This window comes from Pseudoxanthomonas sp. 68-E7 (assembly GCF_057773145.1).
This window is the reverse complement of record NZ_JBYMTI010000009.1, coordinates 127,806-142,776: the sequence shown is the minus strand read 5'-3', so window position 1 is coordinate 142,776 and position 14,971 is coordinate 127,806. Positions and strand designations below refer to the sequence as shown.

21 protein-coding genes are annotated in these 14,971 nt (G+C 68.5%); 13 read left to right on the top strand and 8 right to left on the bottom strand.

What is annotated here, in order from left to right; all coding sequences use genetic code 11:
- Window positions 1-38: 38 nt before the first annotated feature.
- The 4 genes from moaB (at window position 39) to AC3DE2_RS19550 (ending at window position 2,538) form a co-directional block, all read left to right on the top strand.
- Window positions 39-557: a molybdenum cofactor biosynthesis protein B gene (moaB, locus tag AC3DE2_RS19565; RefSeq protein ID WP_488427473.1), complete on the top strand. Its 519-nt coding sequence runs from the start codon at window positions 39-41 to the stop codon at window positions 555-557.
- 13 nt (window positions 558-570) lie between these two features.
- Complete coding sequence (locus AC3DE2_RS19560; protein ID WP_488427472.1) at window positions 571-921, top strand: helix-turn-helix domain-containing protein; 351 nt, start codon at window positions 571-573, stop codon at window positions 919-921.
- Window positions 918-1,694, top strand: coding sequence for a polyphosphate kinase 2 (ppk2, locus tag AC3DE2_RS19555; protein ID WP_488427471.1), 777 nt, complete (start codon window positions 918-920; stop codon window positions 1,692-1,694). The genes AC3DE2_RS19560 and ppk2 overlap by 4 nt, the downstream gene beginning before the upstream one ends.
- 133 nt (window positions 1,695-1,827) lie before the next feature.
- Window positions 1,828-2,538, top strand: coding sequence for a hypothetical protein (locus tag AC3DE2_RS19550; RefSeq protein WP_488427470.1), 711 nt, complete (start codon window positions 1,828-1,830; stop codon window positions 2,536-2,538).
- A 56-nt stretch (window positions 2,539-2,594) separates the two neighbouring features.
- On the opposite strand, the gene AC3DE2_RS19545 is transcribed toward AC3DE2_RS19550, so the two are convergent.
- Genes AC3DE2_RS19545 through AC3DE2_RS19535 form a run of 3 tightly spaced genes read right to left on the bottom strand, consistent with a single transcriptional unit; the run spans window position 2,595 to window position 4,716 of the window.
- Entirely contained in the window at window positions 2,595-2,861 is a 267-nt protein-coding gene (locus tag AC3DE2_RS19545; RefSeq protein WP_488427469.1) for an acylphosphatase, read from the bottom strand.
- Window positions 2,861-3,442, bottom strand: a complete 582-nt coding sequence (locus AC3DE2_RS19540) for a TlpA family protein disulfide reductase (protein WP_488427468.1) — start codon at window positions 3,440-3,442, stop codon at window positions 2,861-2,863. Before AC3DE2_RS19540 ends, AC3DE2_RS19545 begins: the two co-directional genes overlap by 1 nt.
- Complete coding sequence (locus tag AC3DE2_RS19535; protein ID WP_488427489.1) at window positions 3,439-4,716, bottom strand: YihY family inner membrane protein; 1,278 nt, start codon at window positions 4,714-4,716, stop codon at window positions 3,439-3,441. Before AC3DE2_RS19535 ends, AC3DE2_RS19540 begins: the two co-directional genes overlap by 4 nt.
- Before the next feature lie 91 nt (window positions 4,717-4,807).
- Here AC3DE2_RS19535 and wrbA point away from each other — a divergent pair, with 91 nt between their 5' ends.
- The 4 genes from wrbA to AC3DE2_RS19515 are packed head-to-tail and all read left to right on the top strand — an operon-like array spanning window position 4,808 to window position 6,999.
- Window positions 4,808-5,407, top strand: a complete 600-nt coding sequence (wrbA, locus tag AC3DE2_RS19530; RefSeq protein ID WP_295377833.1) for an NAD(P)H:quinone oxidoreductase — start codon at window positions 4,808-4,810, stop codon at window positions 5,405-5,407.
- Window positions 5,404-5,742, top strand: coding sequence for a DUF2069 domain-containing protein (locus tag AC3DE2_RS19525; RefSeq protein WP_295377830.1), 339 nt, complete (start codon window positions 5,404-5,406; stop codon window positions 5,740-5,742). Before wrbA ends, AC3DE2_RS19525 begins: the two co-directional genes overlap by 4 nt.
- Complete coding sequence (locus AC3DE2_RS19520; RefSeq protein ID WP_488427467.1) at window positions 5,739-6,512, top strand: hypothetical protein; 774 nt, start codon at window positions 5,739-5,741, stop codon at window positions 6,510-6,512. The genes AC3DE2_RS19525 and AC3DE2_RS19520 overlap by 4 nt, the downstream gene beginning before the upstream one ends.
- Window position 6,513: 1 nt before the next feature.
- Window positions 6,514-6,999 (top strand): asparaginase domain-containing protein, encoded by a 486-nt coding sequence (locus AC3DE2_RS19515; protein ID WP_141455848.1) that lies wholly within the window; start codon window positions 6,514-6,516, stop codon window positions 6,997-6,999.
- A gap of 25 nt (window positions 7,000-7,024) precedes the next feature.
- Here AC3DE2_RS19515 and AC3DE2_RS19510 read toward each other — a convergent pair whose 3' ends face one another.
- Window positions 7,025-8,413, bottom strand: a complete 1,389-nt coding sequence (locus AC3DE2_RS19510; protein WP_488427466.1) for an aminotransferase-like domain-containing protein — start codon at window positions 8,411-8,413, stop codon at window positions 7,025-7,027.
- 122 nt (window positions 8,414-8,535) lie between these two features.
- Here AC3DE2_RS19510 and AC3DE2_RS19505 point away from each other — a divergent pair, with 122 nt between their 5' ends.
- Window positions 8,536-9,399: a DMT family transporter gene (locus AC3DE2_RS19505; RefSeq protein WP_488427465.1), complete on the top strand. Its 864-nt coding sequence runs from the start codon at window positions 8,536-8,538 to the stop codon at window positions 9,397-9,399.
- Between the two features lie 76 nt (window positions 9,400-9,475).
- On the opposite strand, the gene AC3DE2_RS19500 is transcribed toward AC3DE2_RS19505, so the two are convergent.
- Window positions 9,476-10,582 carry a branched-chain amino acid aminotransferase gene (locus tag AC3DE2_RS19500; protein ID WP_295377821.1) on the bottom strand — a complete coding sequence of 369 codons (1,107 nt, stop codon included), beginning with the start codon at window positions 10,580-10,582 and terminating at the stop codon, window positions 9,476-9,478.
- A 49-nt stretch (window positions 10,583-10,631) separates the two neighbouring features.
- Window positions 10,632-11,183 carry a putative Fe-S cluster assembly protein SufT gene (sufT, locus tag AC3DE2_RS19495; RefSeq protein ID WP_447103136.1) on the bottom strand — a complete coding sequence of 184 codons (552 nt, stop codon included), beginning with the start codon at window positions 11,181-11,183 and terminating at the stop codon, window positions 10,632-10,634.
- Window positions 11,184-11,290: 107 nt separating this feature from the next.
- Here sufT and AC3DE2_RS19490 point away from each other — a divergent pair, with 107 nt between their 5' ends.
- Window positions 11,291-11,710, top strand: a complete 420-nt coding sequence (locus AC3DE2_RS19490) for a hypothetical protein (RefSeq protein WP_295377816.1) — start codon at window positions 11,291-11,293, stop codon at window positions 11,708-11,710.
- A gap of 59 nt (window positions 11,711-11,769) precedes the next feature.
- Here AC3DE2_RS19490 and AC3DE2_RS19485 read toward each other — a convergent pair whose 3' ends face one another.
- Window positions 11,770-13,227 (bottom strand): NAD(P)(+) transhydrogenase (Re/Si-specific) subunit beta, encoded by a 1,458-nt coding sequence (locus AC3DE2_RS19485; RefSeq protein ID WP_488427464.1) that lies wholly within the window; start codon window positions 13,225-13,227, stop codon window positions 11,770-11,772.
- Window positions 13,224-13,532, bottom strand: coding sequence for an NAD(P) transhydrogenase subunit alpha part 2 (locus AC3DE2_RS19480; protein WP_295377813.1), 309 nt, complete (start codon window positions 13,530-13,532; stop codon window positions 13,224-13,226). Before AC3DE2_RS19480 ends, AC3DE2_RS19485 begins: the two co-directional genes overlap by 4 nt.
- Before the next feature lie 174 nt (window positions 13,533-13,706).
- Between AC3DE2_RS19480 and AC3DE2_RS19475 the strand changes: the two genes are divergently transcribed.
- The 3 genes from AC3DE2_RS19475 (at window position 13,707) to AC3DE2_RS19465 (ending at window position 14,971) form a co-directional block, all read left to right on the top strand.
- The gene (locus tag AC3DE2_RS19475; protein ID WP_488427463.1) at window positions 13,707-14,042 is read left to right on the top strand and encodes a hypothetical protein; all 336 of its coding nucleotides are present in this window, start codon (window positions 13,707-13,709) and stop codon (window positions 14,040-14,042) included.
- A gap of 69 nt (window positions 14,043-14,111) precedes the next feature.
- Window positions 14,112-14,621 carry an RNA polymerase sigma factor gene (locus AC3DE2_RS19470; protein WP_488427487.1) on the top strand — a complete coding sequence of 170 codons (510 nt, stop codon included), beginning with the start codon at window positions 14,112-14,114 and terminating at the stop codon, window positions 14,619-14,621.
- Window positions 14,618-14,971, top strand: coding sequence for a hypothetical protein (locus AC3DE2_RS19465; RefSeq protein WP_295377808.1), 354 nt, complete (start codon window positions 14,618-14,620; stop codon window positions 14,969-14,971). The genes AC3DE2_RS19470 and AC3DE2_RS19465 overlap by 4 nt, the downstream gene beginning before the upstream one ends.

Below are 14,971 nucleotides of genomic sequence, written 5' to 3'. Positions count from 1 at the left end.
CATTGAAAGCGTGGCCGGCCAGCCCTTACGCTGCCGGCATGAGCCACGCCAACGACTTCCTGCCCCTGCGCCTCGCCCTGCTGACCGTCTCCGACAGCCGCACCCTGGCCGAGGACAGCAGCGGCGACTACCTGGCCAACGCGGCCACCGACGCCGGCCACCGGCTCGCCGAGCGCAGCCTGCTGCCGGACGATCGCTACCAGCTGCGGGCGCTGGTCTCGCGCTGGATCGCCGACCCCGCGGTGGACGGCATCCTGGTCACCGGCGGCACTGGCTTCACCGGCCGCGACTCCACGCCCGAGGCGCTGCTGCCGCTGCTGGACAAGGAGATGCCCGGCTTCGGCGAACTGTTCCGCGCCATCAGCTTCGAGGAAATCGGTACCTCCTCGCTGCAATCGCGGGCGTTCGCCGGACTGGCCAACGGCACCTTCCTGTTCTGCCTGCCGGGTTCGACCTCGGCCTGCCGCACGGCTTGGGAACGCATCATCTCCGCGCAACTCGACGCACGCACCCGGCCCTGCAACCTCGCCACGCTGCGCCCCCGCCTCAAGGAATGATCCAGGAACGGCCATGTCCATCGACGCCACCCTGCGCATGCTCGCCAAGGCCAGCGGACTCAGCGCCGCCGACATCGCCACCGCCATCCCGCGGGTGGGCGCGGCCACGGTCCGTTCCTGGCTGAGTGGCGACAAATTGCCCGGCCAGGAACAGATGGCCGCCCTTGCCCGCGCCTTCGGCGTGCCGGCCGGCGCGCTGCTGGCGGAACTTGCCACCCAACTTGATCCCGCGCGCACGCGGGGCGAGCACGATCTCCTGGCCGCCTATCGCGAACTGAATTCCCGTCAGCAGGGCGCGCTGCTGGAAGTGGCGCGCGGCATGGCCGGCACCACCCGCCAGAACCGCCGGAAGAAGACCCCATGAAGGAACTCAAGCGCAAGGAATACGAGCAGTTGCTCAAGCCGTTGCAACTGGAACTGGCGGCGATGGCGCGTTGGGCATCGCACGCGGGCGCGCGCATCGTGGTGCTGATGGAGGGCCGCGACACCGCTGGCAAGGGCGGCGCGATCAATGCCATCCGCGAGCACCTGAATCCACGCCAGTGCCACGTCGCCGCGCTGCCCCGGCCGAGCGAGCGCGAAAGCACCCAGTGGTACCTGCAGCGTTACATCGCCCACCTGCCCGCGGCGGGCGAAATCGTGCTGTTCGATCGCAGCTGGTACAACCGTGCCGGCGTGGAGAAGGTGATGGGATTCTGCACCGGCAGCGAGTACCGCCGCTTCCTGGCCCAGGTGCCGATCTTCGAGAAGCTGCTGGTCGACGACGGCATCCTGCTGTTCAAGTACTGGCTGGCGGTGGATCAGGCGCGCCAGGAGGAGCGTTTCGCCGAACGCGCGGAGGAGCCGCTGAAGAGCTGGAAGCTCTCGCCCATCGATCTGAAGGCGCGCGAGAAATACGCCGACTACACCACCGCGCGCGAAGCCATGTTCAAGGCTACCCACACCACGGACGCGCCGTGGACGCTGGTCGATTTCAACGATCAGCGGCGTGGCCGCCTGACCTTGATCCGGGATCTGCTGGATCGCCTGCCCGATACCCAGGTGCCGCTGGAGACGTTCGGCCTTCCGCCGTTGAAGGGCAAGCCGCTGAAGGAAAAGTACGGCGCGCTGAAACCGATTCCGCCTTTTCCGATCTGATTGCCGCTCCGGATCATGGGTCCCCGCGACGGGACTGAATGACGCCCATGCGGAATGTGCGTTACATGACGGTTTTCACCGCCGATTCAGTCCATTCTTCCAAGACTCGCCGCACCTGGAAAAGGAGTGCCCCATGAACGTCCACATCCGCCATTCCAAGCCGCTGCTGGCGCTGTGCGCCGGCCTGCTGCTCGCCACCGCTTCGGCCGCCCATGCACAGGTGGTCGGTTACAACTTCCGCACCGGCGATGCCTGGGTGGACACGCGCCTGATCGAGATCAACGACTACGGTTCGCGCTACCGCGAGCCCTTCATCGACGAGATGACCGGCTATTACGGCGCGCCGCGATCGTTGGTGACGGATCTGTTCGGTCGTCGCTGGTCGGCGGGCGACATCTATTACGCCTGCGCCATCGCGCACATCCTGAGACTCCCGTGCATCGACGTGGTCCGCGAATACGATCGCAATCCCGGCCAGGGCTGGGGCGCGATCGCCAAGCGCATGGGCATCAAGCCCGGCTCGTCGGAATTCCACGCGCTGAAGAACGGCTTCTCCCGCACCTATGACCGCTGGGGCTATCCGGTGGCGGTGGATCGCAACGTCCATGTCGACTGGTCCAAGCATGGCCCGGGCAAGGGCAAGCCGGCGCAGGCGGGCAACGGCAACGGCAACGGCAACGGCGGCAGCAAGGGTGCCGCACGCTCGTCGCAGGGCAACGCCCATCGCGGCCCGGACAAGGGCCGCAGTGGCGACCACGGCCCGGCCCAGGGCGGTGGCAAGGGCAAGGGACATGGCCAGGGCGGCCAGGGTCAGGGCAAGGAAAAAGGCAACGGCAGGAAATAAGCCTGCGGACGCCAGATGGAAAAGGCGGCCATCGGCCGCCTTTTTCTTGTTCCGTTTCAACCGACCTCGAAACCCGGCGGCACCGGTCCCGTCCACGCCAGCCGTTCCACCCGGTCGACCCGCGCCTGCGGCGGTCCGTGATGCAACCAGCCGGCCAGCGTCTCGATCGCGTCCGCTTCACCGGCGGCGATCACTTCCACCCGCCCGTCAGCCAGGTTCCGCGCGATGCCCGCCAGTCCCAGCCGGCGCGCCTGCTCGCGGGTGGAGGCGCGGAAGAACACGCCCTGCACCCGGCCTTCGATCAGGAAACGCGCGGTGTCCATCAACCAGGCTTGCCGGGCGACCGCGCGATCAGCGCTTCCAGATCGCCGGCGGTGACGGGCCCGGCGAACGCCTTGGCTACCTTGCCTTCGGGCGAGATCAGATAGGTCGTGGGCAGCCCGCGCGGGGTGGCGAAATCCGCCGGCGGCGCCATCACGTCGATGACCGCGATGGGATAGACCACCGGGTGTTCCTTCAGGAATGCCTGCATGTCGGCTGGCGTGATGTCCTCGTAGGCCAGGCCGATGACCTGCACGTCCTCGCGCATCGCATCCAGCGCCGACAGTTCCGGCATTTCCTTCAGGCAGGGCGCGCACCAGGTGGCCCAGAAATTCACCACCACCCATTTGCCGCGCTGCGCGGATAGATCGAAACGGCCGCCATCGACGGTGTCGACCGCCAGCGTCGGGATTTCCGCGGTGGTCTCGCGGATCGCCATGCCGTTGCCGGCATCCGTCGCGGGCGCCGGCCCGGAGGCGGGAGCGGTGGCGGCCTGCTTGGCCGGGGCCTCGCCCGGCGTGGAGGGTTTGCAGGCGGACAGGATCAGTGTCGTCGCCAGCAACAGGAGGGGAACCACTCTCATCGATTGTCCTCGTTGGAATCCTGGTAGATGTCGCTGACCCGGCGCTTGAGCAGTTCGCGCAGCGGCACCCGCAGATCGTCCAGCGCGCGGCGCGCGGCGACGCCCAGCGAATCGTCGCGGCACGGCAGGTGCGCCTCGGCGATCGGGATGCGCAGCTGGCAGGCTTCGTAGAGCTCGGCCAGGCTCATGTCGTCGAGATCCCGCGACAGCAGCCACTCGCCCTCCTCGGCCCGCCGCAGCAGGTTGATGTCGGCCAGTTGGCCGAGCATCTGCTGGATCAGCGAGTCGGTCAGCATCGGCTCCAGCACCAGGATCTGGTCGCTGTGCAGCCCCTGTCCCTGCGCGCGCGCTTCGTTGAAGCGTCCGAGCATGCGCAGCAGGCCATAGATTTCGTAGCCCAGCGGCAGGCGCATCGCGACCGGCTGGTAGCGGAACGCCGCCATTGCCGACGCCAGCGACGCGCCCATCAGGATCGCCACCCAGCACAGGTAGATCCACATCAGCAGGATGGGTACCGCGGCGAAGGTGCTGTAGATCTTCTGGTAGGTGTTGAAGCTGCCCAGGTAGAGGCCCAGCCCCCACTTGACCAGTTCCAGCAGGAAGGTGGCCAGCAGCGCGCCGGCCATCGCATAGCGCAGCTTGATGGTCCGGTGCGGCACCACCCGGTAGATCATGGTGATTGCGGCGAACTCGATCAGCAGCGGCGCCAGGGTCAGCACGAAGGTGCGCAGCACCTGTCCTTCATTGGTGGCGAACAGCGGCAGGGCGAAGAAACGCGCCGACATTGCCAGCGATGCGGCCGCCACCAATGCACCGAGGGTCAGCACCGTCCAGTACACCAGGAAGCGGCCGAACTTGGGCCGCGACGAGGCCACCCGCCAGATCCGGTTGAAGGTCGCCTCGACGCTGTTGAGGGTGATCAGCAGGGAAATCACCAGCACGATCACGCCCACCGCGGTCAGCTGGCCGGCGCTGGCCGAGAACTGCTTGATGTAGATCTCGGCCGAACGCGCCGCGTTGGGCACGAAGTTGGAGAAGATGTAATCGCTGAGCTGGTCGCTCCAGCGGTCGAACACCGGGAACGCCGACAGCACCCCGAACACCACCATCGCCAACGGTACCAGCGCGAACAGGGTGGTGTAGGCCAGCGAGGCCGCCGCCTGGAACAGCCGATCGTCGAGGAAACGCTTGGCCAGGAAACGGAAGAAGGTCCCGGCGCGCGCGCGATCGCGCAGGCGGTCGGTCCAGCGATTGACGGAATCCAGTGGCTCCATGACGCGGGAAGGGTAACCGATGCGTCCGCGGCGCGACATCGCCGCGTCGCTCGGGGGATACTAGACGGCCCTGACGCGAACGGACCGATGCATGGCCGAGATCCTGGTGCTCTACTACAGTCGCGGCGGCTCGGTGGCCCGCCTGGCCCGGCAGATCGCGCGCGGCATCGGCGAGGTCGAAGGCATGGCGGCGCGCCTGCGCACGGTGCCGCCGGTCGCGCCGGTGACCCAGCAGGCCGCCCCGCCGGTGCCGGAAGACGGCGCGCCCTACGTGGAAGCGCGCGACCTGGCCGAATGCGCCGGATTGGTCCTGGGCAGCCCCACCCGCTTCGGCAACATGGCCGCGCCGCTCAAGCATTTCATCGACGGCCTGGGCGCGGAATGGGCCAGCGGTACCCTGGTCGACAAGCCCGCGGCGGTATTCACCTCCACCGCCACCCAGCATGGCGGCCAGGAATCGACCCTGTTGTCGATGCAGTTGCCGCTGCTGCACCACGGCTGCCTGCTGGTCGGCATTCCGTTCACCGAGACGCTGCTGAGCACCACCCGCACCGGTGGATCGCCCTATGGCGCCAGCCACGTGGCCGGGGGCAGCGACGATCCCGTGCTGAGCGATGACGAAGCCGCGCTGGCGCGCGCGCTCGGCCGGCGCGTGGCCGACATCACCCGTCGGCTGGAGCCCGCGCGATGACGCGCCCGCGCCTTCCGTCCGCGCTGATGCTGCTGGCGCTGGCGGCGCTGTACGCGCTGTGGTTCCGCGGGGATCGTCATTACCTGGCGGTGCTGCTGGTGTTCTGCCTGCCGCCGTTCCTGCTGGCCATCGGGCACTTCCTGCGCCGGCCGAAGGCGCCGTTCTGGGCCGGAGTGTTCGCGCTGTTCTGGTTCGCGCACGCGGTGATGGTGGCATGGTCGCGTCCGGCCGAAGCCGGCTATGCCTGGGGCGGGATCGCCCTGTCGGTCGGCATCGTGCTGGCCACGAGCTGGCCGGCGCTGCGCGCCCGCTTCGCCCGCAGGGCCGCGCCATGATTGGCTCGGGCGATCACCGGCGCCTGCTGCGCTGGCTGGCGCCGCTGCTGTTGTCGCTGTGCGCGTCGGCGTCCGCGTTCGCCGAAGAAGGCGACAGGTGCCAGGCCCGCGAACAGGTGGTCACCCAGGCGGATGGCTCGCGCTTGCGCCTTTCCGTTCGATGCGACGCGGCCGACGCCAGTGACACTGCGCCTTCGCCCCGGTTCGAGGTGGCGGTTGCCGCGCCGGGCGATTCACGCTTCCAGCCGGCACTGGCGCTGGGCGCCGACGCGATGGAAGAACCGCTACGCGGCGTCGACCTGGTCGACATCGACCGGGACGGCTTCTTCGAAGTGGAGACCCGCGGCATGTGCGGGGCCGGCCCCAACTGCCTGGGCGATCTCTACCGCCAGGATCCGGCGAGCGGAAAATTCTTCCATTTCTTCAGCGGCGGCTACGCGGACCTGCGGGTCGTCGACGGCCATCTGGTCGAATCCGGACGCGCCAGTTGCTGCGCCTGGGAACACCACGCCTGGCCGATGGACGGCCCACCCCGCCTGCGCGACTACGACAACATGGCATTGATGGCCACCATCGGCGCGGATGCGGGCAGCGACGACGACGCTCCGGCCCGCTGCACGTTCAGCCGCCGGAACGGCGATAATTGGCAGGTCGTTGCGCCGCCGGGCGCAGCCTGGTTGGCGCTGTGCGAGGTGTACGGCGACGACTACCACCTGGTCACCCCCGAAGAAGCGCGCGCGGCCGAGGCCGCGTCCGCGCAGGAGCCCTGAGATGGAAGAACTGCTGATCGTCACCACCGGTGGCACGATCGACAAGATCTACTTCGACGACAAGTCCGACTACCAGATCGGCGATCCGCAGATCGGCCAGATCCTGAAGGAGCTCGGCGTGGCTTTCCGCTTCACCGTGATCCCGATCATCCGCAAGGACTCGCTGCACATCACCGACGAGGACCGCGAGTTGATCCGCGCCACCGTCGCCGCGCAGCCAGCCCGCCATGTGCTGATCACCCATGGCACCGACTCGATGGTCCAGACCGGCCACGTGCTCACGTCGATTCCGGACAAGACCATCGTGATGACCGGCGCGCTCAATCCGGCCCGCTTCCGCGGCTCGGATGCGGAGTTCAACATCGGTTGCGCGGTCGGCGCGGTGCAGTCGCTGCCGCCGGGCGTCTACATCGCCATGAACGGCCGTATCTGGGATCCCGCCAAGGTCCGCAAGAACGTGGCCGCCAATCGCTTCGAAGCGGCCTGATCGCGGTCCGCGCGCCGGCGGGTGGTCACCCCGCCAGCGCGCGCTTCAGGCCGGCATGGATGCGAGGATCCAGCGATTGGGCCACGTTGAAGCGCATGAATTGCCCGGCCTGCGGCGACAGGCTGAAGGCATTGCCCGGTGCCAGCACCATGCCGTCCGCCAGGCAGGCGCGCGCCAGTTCCGCCGCCTCGATCCCGTCGGGCAGGCGGCACCACAGGAACATGCCCGCCTGCGGCACGAGCCACGGCGTGATGCCCAGCGCGGCCAGCCGTGCCAGGGTCTTCTCCCTCGCCTCCGCCAGGCGGATCCGCACCGCTTCCATGTGCCGGCGATAGCCGCTGTCGGTGAGCGCGACGAGCAACAGATCGGCGGCCAGCCGGCTGCCACCAAAACCGGTCGCCAGCTTGAGGTCGGTCAACGCGTCGATCCAGTCCGGCCGCGCGGCGATAAACCCGCAGCGCAGCGAGGCCGACAGGGTTTTTGAGAAACTGCCGATCTGGATCACCCGCGACAGGCCGTCGAACGCCGCCAGCCGGGGTGCCGGCGCGCTCTCGAAATCCGCGAAGATGTCGTCCTCGACGATGACCAGGTTCGAGGGCTCGGCGAGTTTGAGCAAACGATGCGCCGTCACCGGCGACAACACCGCGCCGGTCGGATTGTGCAGCCCCGAATTGGTGATGTAGAGCCGCGGCGCATGTGCCTGCAACGCGTTCGCGAACGCCTCCAGATCCGGCCCGGTGGGCGTATACGGCACGCTGGCGACTTTCACCCGGTGGGCCTTCAGCAGCGCGTGGAAGTTGAAGTAGCAGGGATCGTCCACCAGCACGGTGTCGCCGGGCTCGAGCAGGAACCGGGCGATCAGATCGATCGCGTGGGTACCGGAGTCGGCCAGCAGGATCTGATCCGGCGAAGCCTCGACGCCATGCCCGGCCAGGCGCCGCGCGAGCAGTTGGCGCAGCGGGGGGAGGCCGCCCGGCGTGGCGTAGTCGGCCAGCGCGACTGCATCCGCGCGCGCCAGCGTGCGCAGCGCGCGGCGGATGCCGGCTTCGTACATCCACGACGCCGGCAACCAGCCGCAGCCGGGCTTGAGCATGGCCGCGTCGGTTTCCAGCGACTGCCGCGAGATCCACAGCGGATCGACCTCGCGATCGAGCCGCGGCCCCATCTCCGCCAGCGCCAGCGGCGCGCTGGGTCCGGCGACGTAGAAACCGGAACCCGGGCGCGACGTGATCACGCCTTCGGCCGCCAGCCGCTCGTACGCCTCGACCACCGTGGAGACCGAAACCCGCATGGCGCGGGCCTGCGCGCGTACCGATGGCAGGCGCGTGCCGGGGCCATGCAAACGCGCCGCTATCCCGGCGCGGATGGCCGCCATCACCTGCCCGATGCGGGTGCCCTGCTGCGGGTTCGTCATGCTGCCGGCTCCCACCGTATGGCCCCGATGTCTATAACAGTTATTTCAAATTGTACTGGACTGTATCTGGGGGCGGGTGGCCGTGCCGTGGTCCACTGGCGGCATTCCCCGAGAGGCAGGCAATGGACAGGACGAGCAGCGGCTGGATCAACGGTTTCATCGGCGTGGTGATCTTCGCCGGCTCGCTGCCCGCCACCCGGGTGGCGGTGCTGGATCTGGACCCGGTGTTCCTGACCGCCGCCCGCGCCGCGATCGCCGGCCTGCTGGCGCTGCTGCTGCTGCGCGTGTTCCGCCAGCCGCGTCCGGGCCGGGCCGATCTGCCGTCGCTGGCGGTGGTGGTGCTGGGCGTGGTGGTCGGCTATCCGCTGCTGAGTGCGCTCGCCCTGCAGCACGTTTCTTCGGCACACACCATCGTGTTCGTCGGGCTGTTGCCGTTGAGCACCGCTATCTTCGGCGTGATCCGCGGCGGTGAACGGCCGCGGCCGGTGTTCTGGCTGTTCTCGGTGCTGGGCAGCCTGTGCGTGGCGGGCTACGCGCTCGGGCACGACGCGGAGGCCTCGTGGGCCGGCGATCTGCTGATGGTGACCGCAATCCTGGTCTGTGGCCTGGGCTATGCCGAAGGCGCGCGGCTGTCCCGCCGGCTCGGCGGCTGGCAGGTGATCTGCTGGGCGCTGGCGCTCTCGCTGCCGGTCGTGCTGCCGATCACGCTCGCGTCGCGCCCGGATTCGTTCGCGCCGGTGGGGACGCCTGCATGGATCGGACTGGCCTACGTCTCGCTCTTCAGCATGCTGATCGGCTTCGTGTTCTGGTATCGCGGGCTGGTGCAGGGCGGCATTGCCGCGGTAGGCCAGCTGCAACTGCTGCAACCGTTCTTCGGGCTCGCCCTGGCCGCACTGCTGCTCGGCGAAACGGTGAGCTGGACGATGCTCGCGGTGACCCTGGGCGTGGTCGCCTGCGTGGCGGGCGCGAAAAAGTTCGCGGCCTGAAGGCGCAGCGCGATTCCGCGAAACGAAAAGGCCGGGCGATGCCCGGCCTTTCGTCGTCGCCTGAAGGCATCGCGCCTCAGCCGCTGAGCTTGACCAACCAGCCGTGGCGATCGGGAATCTTGCCGTACTGGATGTCGGTCAGTTCCTTGCGGATGGCCATGGTCACCTCGCCGGCCGGCGCGCTCGCGTCGCCCACCGCGAAATCGCGGCCCTTCAATTCGCCGATCGGCGTGATCACCGCGGCGGTGCCGCAGGCGAACACCTCGGCGATGTCACCCGAGGCCACGCCCTGCTTCCACTCGTCGATGGAGACCTTGCGCTCCTCGACCTTGTGGCCGCGATCGCGGGCCAGTTGCAGGATGCTGGAACGGGTCACGCCTTCCAGGATGCTGCCGGACAGTTCCGGGGTGACGATGGTGCCGTCCTTGTAGACCAGGAACACGTTCATGCCGCCCAGTTCTTCCAGATACCTGCCCTCGACCGGATCCAGGAACAGCACCTGCGAGCAGCCCTGCGCCTGCGCTTCCTGCTGCGGCAGCAGCGAGGCGGCGTAGTTGCCACCGCACTTGGCCGCGCCGGTGCCGCCCTTGGCCGCGCGTGCGTAGTCGGTGGACAGCCAGATCGACACCGGCGCCACGCCCTTGGCGAAGTACGCGCCGGCCGGGCTGGCGATGACGTAGTAAGCGGCTTTGTGCGCCGCGCGCACGCCGAGGAAGGCCTCGGTGCCGATCATGAAGGGGCGGAAGTACAGGCTGGTCTCAGGTGCCGACGGCACCCAGTCCGCGTCCACCGCGATCAGCTGGCGCAGCGACTCGGTGAATTCGGCCACCGGCAGTTCCGGCATCGCCAGGCGACGGGCCGAACGCTGCAGGCGCGCGCCATTGGCGTCGGGACGGAAGGTCCAGATCGAACCGTCGGCGTGGCGATAAGCCTTGATGCCCTCGAAGATTTCCTGGCCGTAGTGCAGCACCGAGGCGGCCGGATCCAGCGCCAGCGGTCCGTAGGGGCGCACCTGCGCGTCATGCCAGCCCTGCGCCTTGTCCCATTCGATGGCGACCATGTGGTCGGTGAAGTGCAGGCCGAAACCCGGCGCGGCGAGGATCTTCTCGCGCTCGGCGGCGCTGCGGGCATGGTCGGAGCGGTCGACCCGGTAGACCAGGGGGGCGGCGTTGGCGACGTTCATCACTTGCTTCCTGTATTCCACTGCGAAAAAAGAGAAGGGCGCGCGGCCCTCAGAGCATGCCGGTTTCCAGCTTGGCGGCTTCCGACATCATGTGCCGGCCCCACGGCGGATCGAACACCAGTTCCACGTCCGCCTCGACCACGGTGGGGATCATTTCCAGCTTGCTGCGCACGTCGTCGACCAGGATCTCGCCCATGCCGCAGCCGGGCGCGGTCAGGGTCATCTTCACTTCGACCTCGCGCTGGCCGTCGTCGCGATGATTGAGCCTGGCCTCGTAGACCAGCCCCAGATCGACGATGTTGAACGGGATCTCCGGATCGAAGCAGGTGCGCAACTGCTGCCACACCATCTGCTCGACCTCGTCATCGCTGGCGTTGTCCGGCAGGCTCAGCGGTTCGGTCGGTTCCTTGCCGATCGCGTCGGCGTCCTGGCCGGCGATGCGGAACAGATTGCCTTCCACGAACACCGTGTAGCTGCCACCCAGCGCCTGGGTGATGTAGCCGTAGGTGCCGGCGGGCAGGGTCACGCTCTCGCCCTGCGGCACCAGCACCGCGGGGCAATCGCGCTCGAATTGGACGGGTTCACTGCTGCGGGAATACATGCGGTTCACATGGGGGCGCGTGGGGGGCGCGCAAGGCCGATATTGTATCCCGGCAGCCCCGGCGAAGCCGGCAGGCCGTATCCTTGGCGGTCCTTGCCGGAGCCTTCATGCCCCCTGCCGCCCCTTCCGCATCGTCCGCCCGTTGGCTGGCACCGTTCATCCTGCTGCTCGGCGGACTGTGTTTCAGCCTGATCTGGGTACTGCTGGCGCTCTACCTGGGCCGCCAGTCGGGTTGGATGGCGCTGCTCGCCGCGGTGGATGCCGCCCTGCTGCTGCGCTTCGCCGGCGTCCGGCCGGGGGCGCGAAGGGCCACGGTGGCGGCCGTGGCCACGCTGGCCATGGCCCTTCTCGCCAACTGGTTCATCATGGCCAGCCAATTGGGCTTCGCGCTTGGGCTGCTGCCCTGGGAATCGGCGCTGCGGCTGGGTCCCTCCCATGCCTGGACCCTGGCCCAGCTCGCCAACGACACCCTGGATCGGGCCTGCCTGCTCGCATCCCCGCTGTTGGCGGCCTGGCTGGCGAAATAGCAACCGGCGCGCCCACCCCGCGCGCCACGCGTTGATGGTGCGGCAGGAGCGGAGGCGGCTCAGTGGCCGCCGCCGTCCAGCGCCTTCAGTTCGCTGACCAGCGCGCTCGCCATTTCCGCGCCGTCGCCATAGAGCATGCGCGTGTTGTCGGCGTAGAACAGCGCGTTCTCGATGCCGGCGAAACCGGTGCCCTTGCCGCGCTTGATCACGATGGTGTTCCTGCTGTTGACCACGTCGAGGATCGGCATGCCGTAGATCGGGCTGGCCGGATCCGTCTTGGCCACCGGGTTGACCACGTCGTTGGCGCCGATCACCAGCGAGACATCGGTGTTGGCGAACTCCGGGTTGATGTCCTCCATGTCCGCGATCAGGTCATAAGGCACGCCCGCCTCGGCCAGCAGCACGTTCATGTGCCCGGGCATGCGCCCGGCGACCGGGTGGATGGCGAACTTCACCTTCACCCCGCGATCGATCAGCTTCTGCGCCAGTTCCCAGATCTTGTGCTGGGCCTGGGCCACCGCCATGCCATAGCCGGGCACGATCACCACGCGTTCGGCGAAGGCCATCATCGCGGCGACGTCGCCGGCTTCGATCGGCTTCTGGCTGCCGGCGATTTCCTGCGCCTGGCCGCCGCCACCGAAATTGGAGAACAGCACGTTGCGGATCGGCCGGTTCATCGCCTTGGCCATCAGCCGGGTCAGCAGGATGCCGGCCGCGCCGACCATCATGCCGGCGATGATCAACGCCTCGTTGCCCAGCACGTAGCCTTCGAACGCCACCGCCAGTCCGGTGAAGGCGTTGTACAGCGAGATCACCACCGGCATGTCCGCGCCGCCGATCGGCAGGGTCATCAACACCCCCAGCGCCAGCGCGACCACGAAGAACGCGATGATGTAGGGCGCCGACAGCGTGTACGCCGCCCAGCCGCCCAGCGCCACCATGGCGATGAATACCAGCAGGTTGAAGATTTGCTGGCCAGGGAACACCACCCGCTTGTCCAGCCGCCCGTCGAGCTTGGCCCAGGCAATGACCGAACCGGACAGCGACACCGCGCCGATCGCCGAACCGATCACCGCCAGCGCCAGGGTGGTCGCGTCCGGCTGGCGCGCGGCCAGCGCGGCGATCGCCGATTCGCTCCAGTGGCTGGTGTCGCGATGGACCAGGAAGGAAAAGCGCAGCAACTCCACCGCGCCGATCGCCGCCGCCGAGCCACCGCCCATGCCGTTGTACAGCGCGACCATCTGCGGCATGTCGGTGATCGGCACCTGCTTGCCGGACACCCAGGCCGCGGCGGTGCCGATCGCGATCGCGGCGATGATCAACGGGATGTTGTGCAGGTCGGGCAGGAAGAAGGTCGCGATCGTGGCGATCAGCATGCCCAGTCCGGCCCAGCGGATGCCGCTGCGCGCGGTCAGTGGCGAGGCCATGCGTTGCAGGCCGAGCAGGAACAGGGTCGCGGCGACCAGGTAACTGGCCTTGACCAGGAAGGACAGCAGTTCGGGCACGGTCCAGCTCATTGCCCGCCCTCCTTGCCGGCAGGCTTCTTGCTGGACTTGAACATCTCCAGCATGCGCTCGGTGACCACGTAGCCGCCGGCGGCATTGCCGGCACCCAGCAGCACGGCGACGAAACCGATGGCCTTTTCCAGGGGGGTGTCCGCATGGCCCAGCACGACCATCGCGCCGATCAGCACGATGCCGTGGATGAAGTTGGAACCCGACATCAGCGGGGTATGCAGGATGACCGGCACCCGGGAAATGATCACATGCCCGGCGATCGCCGCCAGCATGAAGATGTACAAGGCCACGAAACCGTCGTTCATCCACGCACTCCCAGATTGTCGTCGCACCGGCGGTCCCGCCGCCGGCGTTTCCGCATCATAACCGCACCTGAACCCGGCGGTACCCTGGTTGGCGCCTGTCAACGCGCGCGTCCCCCGTGCGTTCCCCATCCCGCAACGCCCGTGCCGCCCCCTTCACGACCCGAGGCAACCGACATGAACCGCCGCATCCCGCTGTGCCTGGCCGTACTGTTGTCCGCCATCGCCACCTCCGCCTTCGCCGCCGATCACGGTGATCGGATCGATCATCGCCTGGACGCGCGCGGCGACCGCATCGAACACCGGCTGGATGCCCGCGGGGACCGCATCGAACGACAGTTCGACCGGCGCGCCGACCGCGCCGCCGCGCACGGCCATCCCCGCGCCGCCGCCCGCCTGGACGCCCGTGGCGAACGCATCGACCGCCGCCTGGATCGCCAGGGGGACCACATCGAGGCACGACTGGACCGAGGTGGCGACCGGATCGCGCGTCGCTGGGACCGCCGGAGCTAAGCTGTGCTGGTGAACCCAGGCCCCGGAACCGGAATCGATGTCGCGACGCCACCGCCGGCGGTGTCGCCGATGGTGTCGCTGGATCAGTTCCTGGCCGGCATCGGCACCCGCGCGTTCCGCTTCGCCGAAGCGGGCCTGCGCAGCCGCGACGACGCACTCGACGCGGTGCAGGACGCGATGATGAAGATGCTCGCCTACCGCGAGCGCCCCGCCGTCGAATGGACGCCGTTGTTCTGGAGCATCCTGCGGCGGAAGATCGTCGATGTGCAGCGCCGGCAGCGGTTCCGCCTGCGCTGGCTGCGCCCGGAAGCCGAAGGCGAGGCGGAAGCGTCGCTGGACTGGGCCGACGCCGCCCACGGCCCTTCGAAATCGCACGAGCAGCGCGAGGCCTACGCGCGGCTGGTGCAGGCCTTGCGCGGACTGCCCGCGCGCCAGCGCGAGGCGTTCACCTTGCGCGTGCTGGAAGAGCTGGACGTCGCCGACACCGCCCGCGCGATGGGATGTTCGGAAGGCTCGGTGAAAACCCATCTGTCACGTGCGCGCGAGGCGCTGCAGAAGCAACTGGAGGAATTCCGATGAACCCGGCCCATGAACATGATTTCGACGCGCGCGCGCGCCAGGCCCACGCCGCGGCGCTCGCGCAGGTGTCGCCACAGGTCCTGTCCCGGCTGCGCATGGCGCGCCGGCAGGCCCCGGCACCGACGCGGCGCGCGTGGCCCTGGCTGGCCGCGACCGCGTTCAGCGGGGTGCTGGCGGTGATGATCGGCCTGCAATGGCTGCCGTCGTCGCAGGCGCCGGCCGGCGACGAACCCGCCATCGCCGCAGGCGCGCCGGAAGCCACGCTTCCCGCCAATACCCTGCTCGACGAGAATCCCGACTTGTACCTGTGGCTGGCCTCGTCCGATGCGCCGCCGCTGGCGATGGAGTGA

Bases quoted from the DNA above. Each gene is read 5' to 3' on its own strand.
- AC3DE2_RS19505 (WP_488427465.1), top strand. From the start codon at position 8,536: ATGGACAGGACGAGCAGCGGCTGGATCAACGGTTTCATCGGCGTGGTG.
- AC3DE2_RS19540 (WP_488427468.1), bottom strand. From the start codon at position 3,442: ATGAGAGTGGTTCCCCTCCTGTTGCTGGCGACGACACTGATCCTGTCC.
- AC3DE2_RS19490 (WP_295377816.1), top strand. From the start codon at position 11,291: ATGCCCCCTGCCGCCCCTTCCGCATCGTCCGCCCGTTGGCTGGCACCG.
- AC3DE2_RS19465 (WP_295377808.1), top strand. From the start codon at position 14,618: ATGAACCCGGCCCATGAACATGATTTCGACGCGCGCGCGCGCCAGGCC.
- AC3DE2_RS19475 (WP_488427463.1), top strand. From the start codon at position 13,707: ATGAACCGCCGCATCCCGCTGTGCCTGGCCGTACTGTTGTCCGCCATC.
- AC3DE2_RS19500 (WP_295377821.1), bottom strand. From the start codon at position 10,582: ATGAACGTCGCCAACGCCGCCCCCCTGGTCTACCGGGTCGACCGCTCC.
- AC3DE2_RS19470 (WP_488427487.1), top strand. From the start codon at position 14,112: ATGGTGTCGCTGGATCAGTTCCTGGCCGGCATCGGCACCCGCGCGTTC.
- AC3DE2_RS19485 (WP_488427464.1), bottom strand. From the start codon at position 13,227: ATGAGCTGGACCGTGCCCGAACTGCTGTCCTTCCTGGTCAAGGCCAGT.
- AC3DE2_RS19550 (WP_488427470.1), top strand. From the start codon at position 1,828: ATGAACGTCCACATCCGCCATTCCAAGCCGCTGCTGGCGCTGTGCGCC.
- ppk2 (WP_488427471.1), top strand. From the start codon at position 918: ATGAAGGAACTCAAGCGCAAGGAATACGAGCAGTTGCTCAAGCCGTTG.
- AC3DE2_RS19515 (WP_141455848.1), top strand. From the start codon at position 6,514: ATGGAAGAACTGCTGATCGTCACCACCGGTGGCACGATCGACAAGATC.
- AC3DE2_RS19545 (WP_488427469.1), bottom strand. From the start codon at position 2,861: ATGGACACCGCGCGTTTCCTGATCGAAGGCCGGGTGCAGGGCGTGTTC.
- moaB (WP_488427473.1), top strand. From the start codon at position 39: ATGAGCCACGCCAACGACTTCCTGCCCCTGCGCCTCGCCCTGCTGACC.
- wrbA (WP_295377833.1), top strand. From the start codon at position 4,808: ATGGCCGAGATCCTGGTGCTCTACTACAGTCGCGGCGGCTCGGTGGCC.
- sufT (WP_447103136.1), bottom strand. From the start codon at position 11,183: ATGTATTCCCGCAGCAGTGAACCCGTCCAATTCGAGCGCGATTGCCCC.
- AC3DE2_RS19480 (WP_295377813.1), bottom strand. From the start codon at position 13,532: ATGAACGACGGTTTCGTGGCCTTGTACATCTTCATGCTGGCGGCGATC.
- AC3DE2_RS19525 (WP_295377830.1), top strand. From the start codon at position 5,404: ATGACGCGCCCGCGCCTTCCGTCCGCGCTGATGCTGCTGGCGCTGGCG.
- AC3DE2_RS19560 (WP_488427472.1), top strand. From the start codon at position 571: ATGTCCATCGACGCCACCCTGCGCATGCTCGCCAAGGCCAGCGGACTC.
- AC3DE2_RS19520 (WP_488427467.1), top strand. From the start codon at position 5,739: ATGATTGGCTCGGGCGATCACCGGCGCCTGCTGCGCTGGCTGGCGCCG.
- AC3DE2_RS19535 (WP_488427489.1), bottom strand. From the start codon at position 4,716: ATGGAGCCACTGGATTCCGTCAATCGCTGGACCGACCGCCTGCGCGAT.
- AC3DE2_RS19510 (WP_488427466.1), bottom strand. From the start codon at position 8,413: ATGACGAACCCGCAGCAGGGCACCCGCATCGGGCAGGTGATGGCGGCC.